This window comes from Pseudomonas sp. GW456-L13 (assembly GCF_017350115.1).
Classification (GTDB): Bacteria; Pseudomonadota; Gammaproteobacteria; order Pseudomonadales; family Pseudomonadaceae; genus Aquipseudomonas; species Aquipseudomonas jessenii.
In genome coordinates this window covers 1,818,204-1,835,000 of record NZ_JACNAS010000002.1, presented here as the reverse complement: position 1 = coordinate 1,835,000, position 16,797 = coordinate 1,818,204, and the positions used below count along the sequence as shown (strand labels likewise).

Below are 16,797 nucleotides of genomic sequence, written 5' to 3'. Positions count from 1 at the left end.
ATAAAAGGTACTCCGGGGATAACAGGCTGATACCGCCCAAGAGTTCATATCGACGGCGGTGTTTGGCACCTCGATGTCGGCTCATCACATCCTGGGGCTGAAGCCGGTCCCAAGGGTATGGCTGTTCGCCATTTAAAGTGGTACGCGAGCTGGGTTTAGAACGTCGTGAGACAGTTCGGTCCCTATCTGCCGTGGACGTTTGAGATTTGAGAGGGGCTGCTCCTAGTACGAGAGGACCGGAGTGGACGAACCTCTGGTGTTCCGGTTGTCACGCCAGTGGCATTGCCGGGTAGCTATGTTCGGAAAAGATAACCGCTGAAAGCATCTAAGCGGGAAACTTGCCTCAAGATGAGATCTCACTGGGACCTTGAGTCCCCTGAAGGGCCGTCGAAGACTACGACGTTGATAGGTTGGGTGTGTAAGCGCTGTGAGGCGTTGAGCTAACCAATACTAATTGCCCGTGAGGCTTGACCATATAACACCCAAGCAATTTGCTTACTTCGAAAGAAGCATCAGATTGCGGTGTGTGAAGACGAAAGAACCGAAAGTTCGACGCTCACAAAACACCGAAAGCTGTCACATACCCAATTTGCTGAAGCGAGGCCAACCGGCCACGACTCAGTACCCGAATTTCTTGACGACCATAGAGCGTTGGAACCACCTGATCCCATCCCGAACTCAGCAGTGAAACGATGCATCGCCGATGGTAGTGTGGGGTTTCCCCATGTGAGAGTAGGTCATCGTCAAGATTAAATTCCGAAACCCCTATCTGCGTATGCAGGTAGGGGTTTTGTTTTTGTCCGCGGGAAAGTCACGGCTACTGGATTTCTATGCAATCGCTCGGTGCGTGGCTATCATGCGGGCCTCATTGTGAGGCGAGACCTGCATGCTGACGTTGTTAAAGCTTCTTAAAGATGGCCGATTCCATTCGGGTCAAGCATTAGGTGCTGCCCTGGGCGTCAGCCGTAGTGCTGTGTGGAAGCAGCTTCAGCATTTGGAAGCTGAGCTGGGTTTGTCTATTCATAAGGTTCGTGGGCGCGGCTATCAATTGTCCGCGCCATTGGCGCTGCTCGATCCTGCCGAGATAAGCGCTCAGGCGCTTTCTTGCAACTGGCCCGTCCGGGTTTACGATTCAATCGACTCCACTAATGCCGAGGCGCTGCGCGCTATTGAGCGTGGGCAAGCGGCGCCGTTTGTGGTGCTTTCGGAGCGGCAGACAGCCGGGCGTGGGCGACGTGGTCGCAAGTGGGTTAGTCCATTCGCAGAAAACGTCTATTACAGCCTGGTGCTACGCATTGATGGTGGGATGCGTCAGTTGGAGGGCTTGAGTCTCGTCGTTGGGCTCGCTGTCTTGCAGACGTTGCGTGAACTCGGTATTGCAGCCGCTGGATTGAAATGGCCTAACGATGTCCTTGTAGGTCAGAAAAAAATCGCGGGGATACTGCTCGAGTTGGTTGGTGATCCTGCAGATGTGTGTCACGTGGTCCTGGGAGTGGGAATCAATGTGAACATGCAGTCCGCTGACGAAGTGGACCAGCAATGGACATCCCTGCGGCTCGAGTCAGGCAAATTGTTTGATCGCAACCAATTGGTCGCGGTGTTGGGGGAGATGCTGCAGCGATACCTGGCTCGTCACCAGGCGGGTGGTTTTTTGGCCATCCAGTCGGAGTGGGAGCAAAATCATCTGTGGCAGGGGCGAAGCGTGTCGTTGATTGCCGGTGTCAATCAAATTGATGGTGAGGTACTTGGTATCGATGGCCAAGGCGCCTTGCGCCTGAAGGTGGATGGTGTGGAGAAAGTCTTCAGTGGTGGTGAGTTGAGCCTGAGGTTGCGTGATGATTCTTGAGCTCGATTGTGGGAATAGTTTCATCAAGTGGCGTGTGCTTGCCGTTGATGCCGGGCGGGTGCTTGGTGAGGGAGTCGTCGATTCCAATCTCGCATTGCTGGAGGGGTTGGGGGGGCTCAAAGGGCTTACCCTCACGTTTTGCCGGCTGGTGAGCGTCAGGACCGCGGAGGAAACCGCTGCGCTTACGTCTTTGCTCAGGGATACCTTTGATGTGCCGGTTGTGTGCGCAACGCCAGCGCGCGAAATGTCAGGTGTGCGCAATGGGTATGAGGAGTTTGAGCGGCTGGGTCTGGACCGGTGGCTTGCAATGCTCGGAGGCTTTCATCTGGCTTCGGGTGCGTGCCTGGTGCTCGACTTCGGTACGGCGGTGACTGCTGACTTTATCGCGGCGGATGGAGAGCACCTGGGTGGTTTCATCTGTCCGGGGATGCCGTTGATGCGAAACCAATTGCGCACCCACACTCGCAAAATTCGTTATGGGGATCTGGCGGCCGAGCAGGCTCTGGAAAGTCTTGTCCCGGGGCGCGCGACTGTCGAGGCTGTAGAGCGTGGCTGTCTGTTGATGTTGCGCGGCTTCGTAATGACTCAGCTCGAGTTGGCGCGCAGCTATTGGGGTGAGGACTTTGTCGTATTCCTCACCGGGGGGGATGCGAGCCTGGTTACTGAGGCCGTGCCTCAGGCCAGGGTTGTTCCGGACTTGGTGTTTGTCGGATTGGCCATGGCCTGTCCCTTGTCCTGAGGTTTTTATGCGTTGGTTGTTTCTGCTGCTGCTTGTCCTCAATGGCTTCTACTACATCTGGCATCAACAAGAGGCTCCTCTGCGCGCGAAGGATGTCACGCCTTTGAGTCTGTATCGCGGGTCTCAACAAGATATCCGCTTGTTGAGCGAAGCAGGTGACGTCTCCAAGGATAAGGGTAAGGCTGTCTCGACAGACAATGGCTGCCTTTATCTGGGCGGCTATACGCGCCAGGAGGCCGCGCAGGCGGTTGAGCGTCGTTTGAGCGGGATGGAGGTCAAGTATCAGTCTCTGCCGAAAGCTGCGACCGAAGGGGCAGGGTATTGGGTGCGTATCGCGCCGGAAAGCCGGCGTTGGCTGGACGATTTGCAGCTGCTAAACCTTTCTAAAGAATTCAATGAGTTAAAACATAAAATAATGCCGTGCGAGGGGGTTGCACCCATCGAATAGTTTGCATAGAATGGCGCCCGCTCCACAGCGAACACCGGAAACGGTTAACGGTGTGAAGCGAGGTCAACGCAGCTAAGCTCAGGTTTTTAATGAGAAAAATGCTTGACAGAAGGCTGGCATGATGTAGAATGCCGGCTCGCTTAGGAGGGGTTCCCGAGCGGCCAAAGGGATCAGACTGTAAATCTGACGTCTACGACTTCGAAGGTTCGAATCCTTCCCCCTCCACCATTTTTAGCGAGAGCTGTAAGCCTCGCGGGTATAGTTTAGTGGTAGAACCTCAGCCTTCCAAGCTGATGATGCGGGTTCGATTCCCGCTACCCGCTCCAAGTTTACAGGTTTTGCACAGTGTTACGCTCTTGTAGCTCAGTTGGTAGAGCACACCCTTGGTAAGGGTGAGGTCAGCGGTTCAAATCCGCTCAAGAGCTCCATATAACAAGGCAGATATGAAAATATCTGCCTTTGTTTTAGGTGGTAGTGGTTGCGCCTGATTGTGTTTCTGAAGGTTGCCGGTGTCGAGAATGCCGGCGTTGCAACCAGGATTGCCTGGTAAGTGTTGTAAAGTCTTTTTCGGGTCGGCATAATGGTCGGCCTGATTTTGTTTTAGGTCAGTAGCTCAATTGGCAGAGCGACGGTCTCCAAAACCGTAGGTTGGGGGTTCGATTCCCTCCTGACCTGCCAGATTCACTCGGTGTGTCTGGCTTTCTTTTCACAGGATCTTCATAGATGACTCCTAAAGCTGAAGCTCAAGGCTCTCGTTTCGACCTCCTCAAGTGGCTTGTAGTAGTCGCTCTGGTGGTTGTTGGCGTTGTTGGCAATCAGTACTTTTCTGCTTCGCCGATCCTGTACCGCGTACTCGCATTGCTTGCTATTGCTGCTGTAGCTGCCTTTGTAGGCCTGCAGACGGTCAAGGGCAAGTCTTTCTTTGTACTGGTTAAGGAAGCGCGCACCGAAATTCGTAAAGTCGTTTGGCCAACTCGCCAAGAAACCACGCAGACCACGTTGATCGTTGTGGCTGTTGTCCTGGTTATGGCGTTGCTGTTGTGGGGGCTTGATTCCCTGCTCGGCTGGCTTGTTTCCTTGATCGTCGGCTAAGGGTGTCCCGTGGCTAAGCGTTGGTATGTTGTGCATGCTTACTCCGGTTACGAGAAGCATGTAATGCGCTCGCTGATCGAGCGCGTAAAGCTGGCCGGTATGGAAGATGGCTTCGGCGAGATTCTGGTTCCCACTGAAGAAGTGGTTGAAATGCGCAATGGCCAGAAGCGCAAAAGCGAACGCAAATTCTTCCCTGGCTATGTGCTGGTGCAGATGGATATGAACGAGGGTACTTGGCACTTGGTCAAGGATACTCCTCGGGTGATGGGTTTCATCGGCGGTACTGCTGATAAGCCTGCGCCAATCACCGATAAAGAAGCAGAAGCCATTCTGCGTCGCGTTGCCGATGGCAGCGACAAGCCAAAGCCGAAGACGTTGTTCGAGCCGGGTGAGTCGGTGCGTGTCAACGACGGTCCGTTTGCGGACTTTACCGGTGTTGTTGAAGAAGTTAACTACGAAAAGAGCCGGATTCAGGTCGCAGTGCTCATTTTCGGTCGCTCTACTCCGGTGGAGCTCGAGTTCAGCCAGGTCGAAAAGGTCTAGTTGAACAAAAATCCCAACCCCGCAGCCGTAGGCTGTGGGGTTTTGTCGTCACTGGGATAAACGCGCAAGTAACCGGGGAGCCTCTCGAGGCGTTCGAACCCGTAATTGGAGTGCCTCATGGCCAAGAAGATTACCGCTTACATCAAGCTGCAAGTGAAGGCCGCTCAGGCTAACCCAAGCCCACCTGTTGGTCCTGCTCTGGGTCAGCACGGCGTGAACATCATGGAATTCTGCAAGGCTTTCAACGCCCGTACTCAGGGTCTTGAGCCAGGTCTGCCGACTCCAGTGATCATCACTGTCTACAGCGACCGTAGCTTCACTTTCGAAACCAAATCCACCCCTGCTTCGGTTCTGCTGAAGAAGGCGGCCGGTCTGACCAGCGGTTCCGCTCGTCCGAACACCGTTAAGGTTGGCACCGTGACCCGTGCTCAGCTGGAAGAAATCGCGAAAACCAAAAACGCGGATCTGACTGCAGCTGATATGGAAGCAGCCGTGCGTACCATCGCCGGTTCTGCTCGTAGCATGGGCCTTAACGTGGAGGGTGTGTAATGGCTAAGCTGACCAAGCGTCAAAAGGCTATCGCCGGCAAAATCGAAGCAGGCAAGGCCTACAACTTTGTAGACGCTGCTGCCCTGCTGGCCGAGCTGTCGACTGTCAAGTTCAGCGAGTCGTTCGACGTAGCTGTAAACCTGGGTGTTGACCCGCGTAAATCCGACCAGGTCGTTCGTAGCGCTACTGTGCTGCCACACGGCACTGGCAAGACCGTTCGCGTTGCTGTGTTCACCCAGGGTCCAGCTGCTGAAGCCGCTCTGGCTGCCGGCGCTGACCGCGTAGGCATGGACGACCTGGCTGCCGAAATGAAAGGCGGCGACCTGAACTATGACGTAGTGATCGCATCCCCGGATGCAATGCGCGTTGTAGGTCAGTTGGGTCAGATCCTCGGTCCACGTGGCCTGATGCCTAACCCTAAAGTCGGCACCGTAACCCCAGACGTAGCTACCGCGGTTAAAAACGCCAAGGCTGGTCAGGTTCGTTATCGCACCGACAAAAACGGCATCATCCACACTTCCGTTGGCAAGATCGGCTTCGACGCCGTCAAGCTGAAGGAAAACGTTGAAGCCCTGATCGCTGATCTGAAGCGTATCAAGCCAGCTTCCTCGAAAGGCATTTACGTCAAGCGCGTTACCCTGAGCACCACTATGGGCCCAGGTCTGGTCATCGACCAAAGCTCGCTCGACGCGTAAGACACAGATTGGTGCAAGCGATTGCGCCAATTGAAAAATTGGGGTCCCTGCCTGGCGGGGGCTATCCAAGACCGTAGGCGACGCAAGTCTTAAACCACAAGCCTACGCAGATGGTGCTCCCGGTTCCTTACCGAATCAGACACCAAAACGACATCCGGTTTCGACCAGATGAAACGGTAACAAGCAGGAGTTAAACCCGTGGCAATTAAACTCGAAGACAAGAAGGCCATCGTCGCTGAAGTCAACGAGGCTGCCAAAGTCGCTCTGTCCGCTGTCGTGGCTGATGCCCGTGGCGTAACAGTAGGCGCGATGACCGGACTCCGTAAAGAGGCTCGTGAAGCTGGCGTTTACGTACGTGTTGTACGTAACACCCTGCTCAAGCGCGCTGTTGCGGACACTGAATTCAGTGTCCTCAACGACGTGTTCACTGGCCCTACCCTGATTGCGTTCTCCAAAGAACATCCAGGCGCTGCTGCTCGGATCTTCAAGGAATTCGCAAAGGGTCAGGACAAGTTCGAGATCAAGGCAGCTGCGTTCGAGGGCAAGTTCCTCGCAGCTAACCAAATCGACGTACTGGCAACTCTGCCGACCCGTGACGAAGCAATTTCTCAGCTGATGAGCGTGATTCAAGGCGCTACCAGCAAGTTGGCTCGTACTCTGGCGGCAATTCGCGACCAGAAAGAAGCTGCTGCAGCCTAAGGCTCGTCAACTTCTCGCGTTTTTTGTTTTTTTCGATGGTCGCGTAGGCCGTCCCCAATATCAGGAATTAGATTCATGTCTATCTCTCAGAACGATATCCTTGAAGCAGTTGGCAACATGTCCGTAATGGAAGTTGTTGAGCTGATCAAAGCTTTCGAAGAAAAATTCGGCGTTACCGCTGCTGCTGCATCGGCTGGTCCAGCTGTTGCTGCTGCCGTTGCTGAAGAGCAAACCGAATTCAACGTCATGCTGACCGAAGCTGGCGAGAAGAAAGTTAACGTGATCAAGGCTGTACGTGAACTGACCGGTCTGGGCTTGAAAGAAGCCAAGGCTGTAGTTGACGGCGCACCTGCCATGGTTCTGGAAGCTGTTGCCAAAGACGCAGCTGACAAAGCCAAAGCAGCTCTGGAAGAAGCAGGCGCTAAAGTCGAGCTGAAGTAAGCATCGACTTTGCTCCTCCAGCCCGAGCGTTAAGCGACAGGCTGATGGCTGGTGGCTCTTGCCACCGGCCTTTTTCCGTTATTGGCAGCCGACTGGGTCGGTGCTGATAACGTGCTGTAACCACCCGATGCGGTGGCGCAAACCATGGGGTTTGCACGATTTTCTGGCTGCTCCCGTCGGGAGGGGCCAAACAAGCAGGTGACCAAGCTGGGGAACGCTGATGGCTTACTCATATACTGAGAAAAAACGTATCCGCAAGGACTTTAGCAAGTTGCCGGACGTCATGGATGTGCCGTACCTCCTGGCCATCCAGCTGGATTCGTATCGTGAATTCTTGCAAGCGGGAGCGACTAAAGATCAGTTCCGCGACGTGGGCCTGCATGCGGCCTTCAAATCCGTTTTCCCGATCATCAGCTACTCCGGCAATGCTGCGCTGGAGTACGTCGGTTATCGCCTGGGCGAACCGGCATTTGATGTCAAAGAATGCGTATTGCGCGGTGTAACTTACGCCGTACCTTTGCGGGTAAAAGTGCGCCTGATCATTTTCGACAAAGAGTCGTCGAACAAAGCGATCAAGGACATCAAAGAGCAAGAAGTCTACATGGGTGAAATCCCCCTGATGACTGAGAACGGTACCTTCGTAATCAACGGTACCGAGCGTGTAATCGTTTCCCAGCTGCACCGTTCGCCAGGCGTGTTCTTCGACCACGACCGTGGCAAGACGCACAGCTCCGGTAAACTGCTGTACTCCGCGCGCATCATCCCTTACCGCGGTTCGTGGCTGGACTTCGAGTTCGACCCGAAAGACTGCGTATTCGTGCGTATCGACCGTCGTCGCAAGCTGCCTGCCTCGGTACTGCTGCGCGCGCTGGGCTATACCACTGAAGAAGTGCTGGACGCGTTCTATACCACCAACGTATTCCACGTGAAGGGCGAGACCCTGAGCCTGGAGCTGGTGCCTCAGCGCCTGCGCGGTGAAATCGCTGTCCTCGATATTCAGGATGACAAAGGCAAGGTTATTGTCGAGCAGGGTCGTCGTATCACCGCTCGCCACATCAACCAGCTGGAAAAAGCCGGGATCAAAGAGCTGGATGTGCCTCTGGACTACGTCCTGGGTCGTACAACCGCCAAGGTCATCGTGCACCCGGCAACCGGCGAAATCCTGGCAGAGTGCAACACCGAGCTGAACACCGAGATCCTGGCCAAAATCGCCAAGGCTCAGGTTGTTCGCATCGAAACTCTGTACACCAACGATATCGACTGCGGTCCGTTCGTCTCCGACACCCTGAAGATCGACTCCACCAGCAACCAACTGGAAGCGCTGGTCGAGATCTATCGCATGATGCGTCCTGGCGAGCCGCCAACCAAGGACGCTGCCGAGACCCTGTTCAACAACCTGTTCTTCAGCCCTGAGCGCTATGACCTGTCTGCGGTCGGCCGGATGAAGTTCAACCGTCGTATCGGTCGTACCGAGATCGAAGGTTCGGGCGTGCTGTGCAAGGAAGACATCGTCGCGGTACTGAAGACCCTGGTCGACATCCGTAACGGTAAAGGCATCGTCGATGACATCGACCACCTGGGTAACCGTCGTGTTCGCTGCGTAGGCGAAATGGCCGAGAACCAGTTCCGCGTTGGCCTGGTACGTGTTGAGCGTGCGGTCAAAGAGCGTCTGTCGATGGCTGAAAGCGAAGGCCTGATGCCGCAAGACCTGATCAACGCCAAGCCAGTGGCTGCGGCGGTGAAGGAGTTCTTCGGTTCCAGCCAGCTGTCCCAGTTCATGGACCAGAACAACCCGCTGTCCGAGATCACCCACAAGCGTCGTGTTTCTGCACTCGGCCCTGGCGGTCTGACTCGTGAGCGTGCCGGCTTTGAAGTGCGTGACGTACACCCGACTCACTACGGTCGTGTATGCCCGATTGAAACGCCGGAAGGTCCGAACATCGGTCTGATCAACTCCCTGGCCGCTTATGCGCGCACCAACCAGTACGGCTTCCTCGAGAGCCCGTACCGTGTGGTGAAAGACGCTCTGGTCACCGACGAGATCGTGTTCCTGTCCGCCATCGAAGAAGCCGATCACGTGATCGCTCAGGCCTCGGCCACGATGAACGACAAGAAAGTCCTGATCGATGAGCTGGTAGCTGTTCGTCACTTGAACGAATTCACCGTCAAGGCGCCGGAAGACGTCACCTTGATGGACGTATCGCCGAAGCAGGTAGTTTCGGTTGCTGCGTCGCTGATTCCGTTCCTCGAGCACGACGACGCCAACCGTGCGTTGATGGGTTCGAACATGCAGCGTCAAGCTGTACCAACCCTGCGCGCTGACAAGCCGCTGGTAGGTACCGGCATGGAGCGTAACGTAGCCCGTGACTCCGGCGTTTGCGTCGTGGCTCGTCGTGGCGGCGTGATCGACTCCGTCGACGCCAGCCGTATCGTGGTTCGTGTTGCCGACGACGAAGTTGAAACCGGTGAAGCCGGTGTCGACATCTACAACCTGACCAAGTACACCCGCTCCAACCAGAACACCTGCATCAACCAGCGTCCGCTGGTGCGTAAGGGTGATCGGGTTCAGCGTAGCGACATCATGGCCGACGGTCCGTCCACCGACATGGGTGAACTGGCACTGGGTCAGAACATGCGCATCGCGTTCATGGCATGGAACGGCTTCAACTTCGAAGACTCCATCTGCCTGTCCGAGCGTGTTGTTCAGGAAGACCGTTTCACCACGATCCACATCCAGGAACTGACCTGTGTGGCCCGTGACACCAAGCTTGGCCCAGAGGAAATCACTGCCGACATCCCGAACGTGGGTGAAGCGGCTCTGAACAAGCTGGACGAAGCCGGTATCGTTTACGTAGGTGCTGAAGTTGGCGCAGGCGACATCCTGGTCGGTAAGGTCACTCCGAAAGGCGAGACCCAGCTGACTCCGGAAGAAAAACTGCTGCGTGCGATCTTCGGTGAAAAAGCCAGCGACGTTAAAGACACTTCCCTGCGTGTACCTACCGGTACCAAAGGTACTGTCATCGACGTACAGGTCTTCACCCGCGACGGCGTTGAGCGTGATGCTCGTGCCCTGTCGATCGAGAAGTCCCAGCTGGACGAGATCCGCAAGGACCTGAACGAAGAGTTCCGTATCGTTGAAGGTGCTACTTTCGAACGTCTGCGTTCCGCTCTGGTCGGCCACAAAGCCGAAGGCGGCGCCGGTCTGAAGAAAGGCCAGGACATCACCGACGAAGTTCTCGACGGTCTTGAGCACGGCCAGTGGTTCAAACTGCGCATGGCTGAAGATGCTCTGAACGAGCAGCTCGAGAAGGCCCAGGCCTACATCGTTGATCGTCGCCGTCTGCTGGACGACAAGTTCGAAGACAAGAAGCGCAAACTGCAGCAGGGCGATGACCTGGCTCCAGGCGTGCTGAAAATCGTCAAGGTTTACCTGGCAATCCGTCGTCGCATCCAGCCGGGCGACAAGATGGCCGGTCGTCACGGTAACAAGGGTGTGGTCTCCGTGATCATGCCGGTTGAAGACATGCCGCACGATGCCAATGGCACCCCGGTTGACGTCGTCCTCAACCCGTTGGGCGTACCTTCGCGTATGAACGTCGGTCAGATCCTTGAAACCCACCTGGGCCTCGCGGCCAAAGGTCTGGGCGAGAAGATCAACCGCATGGTTGAAGAGCAGCGCAAGGTCGCCGAGCTTCGCAAGTTCCTGCACGAGATCTATAACGAGATCGGCGGTCGTCAGGAAAGCCTTGATGACTTCTCGGACCAGGAAATCCTGGATCTGGCTCAAAACCTGCGTGGCGGCGTTCCAATGGCCACTCCAGTGTTCGACGGTGCCAAGGAAAGCGAAATCAAGGCCATGCTGAAACTGGCGGACCTGCCAGAAAGCGGCCAGATGCAGCTGACCGACGGCCGTACCGGCAACAAGTTCGAGCGCCCGGTTACCGTTGGCTACATGTACATGCTGAAGCTGAACCACTTGGTAGACGACAAGATGCACGCTCGTTCTACCGGTTCGTACAGCCTGGTTACCCAGCAGCCGCTGGGTGGTAAGGCGCAGTTCGGTGGTCAGCGTTTCGGGGAGATGGAGGTCTGGGCACTGGAAGCATACGGTGCCGCTTACACTCTGCAAGAAATGCTCACAGTGAAGTCGGACGATGTGAACGGCCGTACCAAGATGTACAAGAACATCGTGGATGGCGATCACCGTATGGAGCCGGGCATGCCCGAGTCCTTCAACGTGTTGATCAAGGAAATTCGTTCCCTCGGCATCGATATCGATCTGGAAACCGAATAACACGTGACGCGAATCGAGAGCGGGGCAGGATTGCCCGCTCTCTGCTCCGCCAGGAGGAAAGGCCTTGAAAGACCTACTGAATTTGCTGAAAAACCAGGGTCAAGTCGAAGAGTTCGACGCCATCCGTATCGGATTGGCATCGCCTGAGATGATCCGTTCGTGGTCGTTCGGTGAAGTTAAAAAGCCGGAAACCATCAACTACCGTACGTTCAAACCTGAGCGTGACGGCCTGTTCTGCGCCAAGATCTTTGGCCCGGTAAAGGATTACGAGTGCCTGTGCGGTAAGTACAAGCGCTTGAAGCACCGTGGTGTGATCTGCGAGAAGTGCGGCGTTGAAGTCGCGCTGGCAAAAGTTCGTCGTGAGCGCATGGCGCACATCGAACTGGCCTCGCCAGTTGCCCACATCTGGTTCCTGAAATCGCTGCCGTCCCGTATCGGCTTGCTGATGGACATGACCCTGCGTGATATCGAACGCGTTCTCTACTTCGAGAGCTATGTCGTTATCGATCCAGGCATGACCACCCTTGAAAAAGGTCAGCTGCTCAACGACGAGCAGTACTTCGAAGCGCTGGAAGAGTTCGGCGACGATTTCGATGCCCGCATGGGTGCCGAAGCTGTCCGCGAACTGCTGCACGCTATCGACCTGGAGCACGAGATTGGCCGTCTGCGTGAAGAGATTCCGCAAACCAACTCCGAAACCAAGATCAAGAAGCTGTCCAAGCGTCTGAAGTTGATGGAAGCCTTCCAGGGTTCCGGCAACCTGCCAGAGTGGATGGTGCTGACCGTTCTGCCGGTTCTGCCGCCAGATCTGCGTCCACTGGTCCCGCTGGATGGCGGTCGCTTCGCGACTTCCGACCTCAACGATCTGTATCGTCGAGTGATCAACCGTAACAACCGCTTGAAGCGCCTGCTGGATCTGTCCGCTCCGGACATCATCGTGCGCAACGAAAAGCGTATGTTGCAGGAAGCCGTCGACGCACTGCTCGACAACGGTCGTCGTGGCCGCGCTATCACCGGTTCCAACAAGCGTCCTCTGAAATCCCTGGCTGACATGATCAAGGGTAAGCAGGGTCGTTTCCGTCAGAACTTGCTCGGTAAGCGTGTTGACTACTCCGGCCGTTCGGTAATTACCGTAGGTCCGACCCTGCGTCTGCACCAGTGCGGTCTGCCGAAGAAAATGGCTCTCGAGCTGTTCAAGCCGTTCATTTTCGGCAAGCTTGAAATGCGTGGTCTCGCTACCACCATCAAGGCTGCCAAGAAGATGGTCGAGCGCGAACTGCCAGAGGTTTGGGACGTTCTCGCTGAAGTGATTCGCGAACACCCGGTTCTTCTCAACCGTGCACCGACCCTTCACCGTCTGGGTATCCAGGCGTTTGAACCGGTACTGATCGAAGGTAAGGCTATCCAGCTGCACCCTCTGGTCTGCGCCGCGTACAACGCCGACTTCGACGGCGACCAAATGGCCGTGCACGTACCGCTGACGCTGGAAGCCCAGCTTGAAGCGCGTGCGTTGATGATGTCGACCAACAACATTCTGTCGCCAGCCAACGGTGAGCCAATCATCGTTCCGTCGCAGGACGTTGTATTGGGTTTGTACTACATGACTCGTGAAGCGATCAACGCCAAGGGCGAAGGTCGTGTGTTCGCGGATCTGCAGGAAGTTGACCGTGTGTTCCGTGCCGGCGAAGCCGCACTGCACGCCAAGGTCAAGGTGCGGATCAACGAAACCGTCAACGACCGTGATGGCGGCAGCGTGACCAACACCCGTATCGTCGACACCACTGTCGGCCGTGCGCTGTTGTTCCAGGTTGTGCCAAAAGGTCTGTCGTACGACGTCGTCAACCTGCCGATGAAGAAAAAGGCGATCTCCAAGCTGATCAACCAGTGCTACCGCGTGGTTGGTCTGAAAGAGACCGTGATCTTCGCTGACCAGTTGATGTACACCGGTTTTGCCTATTCGACTATTTCCGGCGTTTCCATCGGTGTTAACGACTTCGTTATCCCGGACGAAAAAGCCCGCATCATCGGTGCAGCCACCGACGAAGTGAAAGAGATCGAAAGTCAGTACGCCTCCGGCCTGGTAACCCAGGGCGAGAAGTACAACAAAGTGATCGACCTTTGGTCCAAGGCGAACGACGAAGTTTCCAAGGCGATGATGGCCAACCTCTCGAAAGAGAAAGTCATCGACCGTCATGGCGTCGAAGTCGACCAAGAGTCTTTCAACTCGATGTACATGATGGCCGACTCGGGTGCGCGGGGTTCCGCAGCACAGATTCGTCAGCTGGCCGGTATGCGTGGTCTGATGGCCAAGCCGGACGGTTCCATCATTGAAACGCCGATTACCGCGAACTTCCGTGAAGGTTTGAGCGTACTCCAGTACTTCATCTCCACTCACGGTGCTCGTAAAGGTCTGGCGGATACCGCGTTGAAAACGGCGAACTCGGGTTATCTGACTCGTCGTCTGGTAGACGTGGCGCAGGATCTGGTTGTAACCGAGATCGATTGCGGCACCGAACACGGTCTGCTGATGACTCCGCACATTGAAGGCGGTGACGTTGTGGAGCCGCTGGGTGAGCGCGTATTGGGTCGAGTTATCGCCCGTGACGTATTCAAGCCAGGTACCGAGGACGTCATCGTTCCTGCCGGCACTCTGGTAGACGAGAAGTGGGTCGAGTTCATCGAGCTCAACAGCATCGACGAAGTGATCGTGCGTTCGCCGATCAGCTGCGAAACCCGTTTCGGTATTTGCGCCAAGTGCTACGGTCGCGATCTGGCTCGTGGTCACCAGGTGAACATCGGTGAAGCGGTCGGCGTTATCGCTGCCCAGTCCATCGGTGAGCCAGGTACCCAGCTGACGATGCGTACGTTCCACATCGGTGGTGCGGCAAGCCGGACCTCCGCAGCCGACAGCGTTCAGGTGAAGAATGGCGGTACCGTCCGTCTGCACAACCTGAAGCATGTTGAGCGAGTGGATGGTCACCTGGTTGCCGTGTCCCGTTCCGGTGAGCTGGCCATCGCTGATGACTTCGGTCGTGAGCGTGAGCGTTACAAGCTGCCGTACGGTGCCGTGATTTCGGTTAAAGAAGGTGACAAGGTCGAAGCTGGCGCCATCGTGGCCAAGTGGGATCCGCACACTCACCCGATCGTTACCGAAATGAAAGGTACCGTGACCTACGTGGGCATGGAAGAAGGCATCACGATCAAGCGTCAGACTGACGAATTGACCGGTATGACCAACATTGAAGTACTCGACGCCAAAGATCGTCCAGCTGCCGGTAAAGACATCCGTCCTGCCGTGAAGATGGTCGACGACAACGGCAAGGATCTGTTGCTGCCAGGAACTGACGTTATCGCTCAGTACTTCCTGCCAGCCAACGCCCTGGTCGGTGTAGCGGATGGTGCGAAGATCGCGATCGGTGATGTTATCGCTCGTATCCCGCAAGAGACTTCGAAAACTCGAGACATCACCGGTGGTCTGCCGCGTGTTGCCGACTTGTTCGAAGCCCGTCGTCCGAAAGAAGCGTCGATTCTGGCTGAAGTCAGCGGCACCATCGCGTTCGGTAAAGAGACCAAGGGCAAGCGCCGTCTGGTTATCACCCCGAACGACGGTAGCGATCCGTACGAAGAGCTGATTCCGAAGTGGCGTCACCTGAACGTGTTCGAAGGCGAACAGGTAAACCGCGGCGAAGTTATCTCCGACGGTCCGAGCGATCCACACGACATCCTGCGTCTGCTGGGTGTGAGTGCGCTGGCCAAGTACATCGTCAACGAGATCCAGGACGTTTACCGTCTGCAAGGCGTGAAGATCAACGACAAGCACATCGAGACCATCCTGCGTCAGATGCTGCGTAAAGTTGAGATCGCTGAATCCGGCGATTCCAGTTTCATCAAGGGCGACCAGATGGAATTGACTCACGTACTGGTAGAGAACGAGCGTCTGAGCGGCGAAGACAAGTTTGTCTCCAAGTTCACTCGTGTTCTGCTGGGTATCACCAAGGCGTCGTTGTCCACCGAATCGTTCATCTCGGCGGCTTCCTTCCAGGAAACCACTCGCGTACTGACCGAAGCGGCGGTAACCGGCAAGCGCGATTACCTGCGCGGCCTGAAAGAAAACGTGGTCGTGGGTCGTCTGATCCCGGCTGGTACCGGCCTGGCTTATCACAGCGAGCGTAAGCGCCGCCGTGATGCAGACAAGCCGTTGCGCGTCAGCGCCAGTGAAGTGGAAGCTGCACTGACCGAAGCGCTGAACTCGAGCGGTAACTGAGTTCTGCGGTAAATGAGTGTGAGGCCCTGGTCACTCCGTTCATCGAATCGAGACAAATTGTCGAGATTGGATGAGCGGGGAGGGCGGGGCCTTGCCTTGACTGGGGACAAGATCCTCTTTAGACTCTTGTACCCCTAAATTTGGCGGGAACTCGTTCCTGCCATTTTGCTTTTCTTGCAAGACAATAGCGTCGCAAGACAACAGTGGAGCTAGTAGATGGCAACTATCAACCAGCTGGTACGTCAGCCGCGTAAGCGTATCGTCGAGAAATCCGACGTGCCTGCGCTGCAGAACTGCCCGCAACGCCGTGGCGTGTGCACCCGTGTGTACACCACCACGCCGAAAAAACCTAACTCGGCACTGCGTAAAGTATGCCGTGTGCGCCTGACCAACGGTTTCGAGGTTTCCTCGTACATCGGCGGTGAAGGCCACAACCTGCAAGAGCACAGCGTGGTACTGATCCGCGGCGGTCGTGTAAAAGACTTGCCAGGTGTTCGTTACCACACCGTTCGCGGTTCGTTGGATACTTCCGGTGTTAAAGGTCGTAACCAGGGTCGTTCGAAGTACGGTACCAAGCGTCCGAAGTAATCGGCCGTTTTGCAGTTTTTCATTTTATTGAGTCGATAAGAGTAAGGTCGGGCACGCATCCATAGGAGCTGTCCCGGGCTAACCTGAAGACCGTTTGAGGGCTTATCAATGCCAAGACGTCGCGTAGCAGCCAAGCGTGAGATTCTGGACGATCCGAAATACGGAAGCCAAATCCTCGCCAAATTCATGAACCACGTAATGGAAAGCGGCAAGAAAGCCGTTGCCGAGCGTATCGTTTATGGTGCCCTGGATACCGTGAAGGCTCGTAAGGCCGGCACCGATCCCCTGGAACTCTTCGAAAAAGCACTCGACGCCATCGCTCCGCTGGTCGAAGTGAAGTCGCGCCGCGTTGGTGGTGCTACTTACCAGGTTCCGGTCGAGGTTCGTCCTTCCCGTCGTAACGCTCTGGCAATGCGCTGGTTGGTAGACTACGCCCGCAAGCGCGGCGAGAAGTCTATGGCTCTGCGTTTGGCTGGCGAACTGTTGGACGCTGCCGAAGGTAAAGGTGCTGCAGTTAAGAAGCGTGAAGACGTTCACCGTATGGCTGAAGCCAACAAGGCTTTCTCGCACTACCGCTTCTAATTTTAGCGTCACTAATT

The 16,797-nt window shown here is 55.9% G+C and carries 13 protein-coding genes, 4 tRNA genes and 2 rRNA genes (1 of these 19 cut by a window edge); all 19 read left to right on the top strand.

The window, feature by feature from the left end; translation table 11 throughout:
• Nucleotides 1–475, top strand: a 23S ribosomal RNA gene (locus tag J4D25_RS22550) (it extends 2,417 nt beyond the left edge of the window).
• Nucleotides 476–633: 158 nt separating this feature from the next.
• Nucleotides 634–749, top strand: a 5S ribosomal RNA gene (gene rrf / locus J4D25_RS22545).
• Nucleotides 750–886: 137 nt separating this feature from the next.
• Nucleotides 887–1,846 carry a bifunctional biotin--[acetyl-CoA-carboxylase] ligase/biotin operon repressor BirA gene (gene birA / locus J4D25_RS22540; protein WP_057713096.1) on the top strand — a complete coding sequence of 320 codons (960 nt, stop codon included), beginning with the start codon at nucleotides 887–889 and terminating at the stop codon, nucleotides 1,844–1,846.
• Complete coding sequence (locus tag J4D25_RS22535) at nucleotides 1,836–2,585, top strand: pantothenate kinase (protein WP_057713097.1); 750 nt, start codon at nucleotides 1,836–1,838, stop codon at nucleotides 2,583–2,585. The genes birA and J4D25_RS22535 overlap by 11 nt, the downstream gene beginning before the upstream one ends.
• A 7-nt stretch (nucleotides 2,586–2,592) precedes the next feature.
• Nucleotides 2,593–3,033 carry a hypothetical protein gene (locus J4D25_RS22530; RefSeq protein WP_057713098.1) on the top strand — a complete coding sequence of 147 codons (441 nt, stop codon included), beginning with the start codon at nucleotides 2,593–2,595 and terminating at the stop codon, nucleotides 3,031–3,033.
• Nucleotides 3,034–3,176: 143 nt separating this feature from the next.
• Nucleotides 3,177–3,261 (top strand) — tRNA-Tyr (locus J4D25_RS22525).
• Nucleotides 3,262–3,285: 24 nt separating this feature from the next.
• Nucleotides 3,286–3,359: transfer RNA gene (locus J4D25_RS22520), tRNA-Gly, on the top strand.
• Between the two features lie 26 nt (nucleotides 3,360–3,385).
• Nucleotides 3,386–3,461 (top strand) — tRNA-Thr (locus tag J4D25_RS22515).
• Nucleotides 3,462–3,635: 174 nt separating this feature from the next.
• Nucleotides 3,636–3,711, top strand: a tRNA-Trp gene (locus J4D25_RS22510).
• A gap of 45 nt (nucleotides 3,712–3,756) precedes the next feature.
• Nucleotides 3,757–4,125, top strand: coding sequence for a preprotein translocase subunit SecE (gene secE / locus J4D25_RS22505; RefSeq protein ID WP_007984402.1), 369 nt, complete (start codon nucleotides 3,757–3,759; stop codon nucleotides 4,123–4,125).
• A 9-nt stretch (nucleotides 4,126–4,134) separates the two neighbouring features.
• Nucleotides 4,135–4,668, top strand: coding sequence for a transcription termination/antitermination protein NusG (nusG, locus tag J4D25_RS22500; RefSeq protein WP_007984405.1), 534 nt, complete (start codon nucleotides 4,135–4,137; stop codon nucleotides 4,666–4,668).
• 117 nt (nucleotides 4,669–4,785) lie between these two features.
• On the top strand, nucleotides 4,786–5,217 hold the full coding sequence (rplK, locus tag J4D25_RS22495; RefSeq protein WP_007933726.1) for a 50S ribosomal protein L11: 432 nt from the start codon (nucleotides 4,786–4,788) through the stop codon (nucleotides 5,215–5,217).
• Nucleotides 5,217–5,912, top strand: coding sequence for a 50S ribosomal protein L1 (gene rplA / locus J4D25_RS22490; RefSeq protein WP_003186095.1), 696 nt, complete (start codon nucleotides 5,217–5,219; stop codon nucleotides 5,910–5,912). The genes rplK and rplA overlap by 1 nt, the downstream gene beginning before the upstream one ends.
• 198 nt (nucleotides 5,913–6,110) lie before the next feature.
• On the top strand, nucleotides 6,111–6,611 hold the full coding sequence (rplJ, locus tag J4D25_RS22485) for a 50S ribosomal protein L10 (protein ID WP_007970413.1): 501 nt from the start codon (nucleotides 6,111–6,113) through the stop codon (nucleotides 6,609–6,611).
• Nucleotides 6,612–6,686: 75 nt separating this feature from the next.
• Nucleotides 6,687–7,052, top strand: a complete 366-nt coding sequence (gene rplL, locus J4D25_RS22480) for a 50S ribosomal protein L7/L12 (protein WP_007970414.1) — start codon at nucleotides 6,687–6,689, stop codon at nucleotides 7,050–7,052.
• A 220-nt stretch (nucleotides 7,053–7,272) separates the two neighbouring features.
• Entirely contained in the window at nucleotides 7,273–11,346 is a 4,074-nt protein-coding gene (gene rpoB / locus J4D25_RS22475; protein ID WP_007984407.1) for a DNA-directed RNA polymerase subunit beta, read from the top strand.
• Between the two features lie 64 nt (nucleotides 11,347–11,410).
• The gene (rpoC, locus tag J4D25_RS22470) at nucleotides 11,411–15,610 is read left to right on the top strand and encodes a DNA-directed RNA polymerase subunit beta' (RefSeq protein WP_008053876.1); all 4,200 of its coding nucleotides are present in this window, start codon (nucleotides 11,411–11,413) and stop codon (nucleotides 15,608–15,610) included.
• 216 nt (nucleotides 15,611–15,826) lie between these two features.
• Entirely contained in the window at nucleotides 15,827–16,198 is a 372-nt protein-coding gene (rpsL, locus tag J4D25_RS22465; RefSeq protein WP_003186084.1) for a 30S ribosomal protein S12, read from the top strand.
• 108 nt (nucleotides 16,199–16,306) lie between these two features.
• The gene (gene rpsG / locus J4D25_RS22460) at nucleotides 16,307–16,780 is read left to right on the top strand and encodes a 30S ribosomal protein S7 (RefSeq protein ID WP_007994653.1); all 474 of its coding nucleotides are present in this window, start codon (nucleotides 16,307–16,309) and stop codon (nucleotides 16,778–16,780) included.
• The last annotated feature ends 17 nt before the right edge of the window (nucleotides 16,781–16,797 follow it).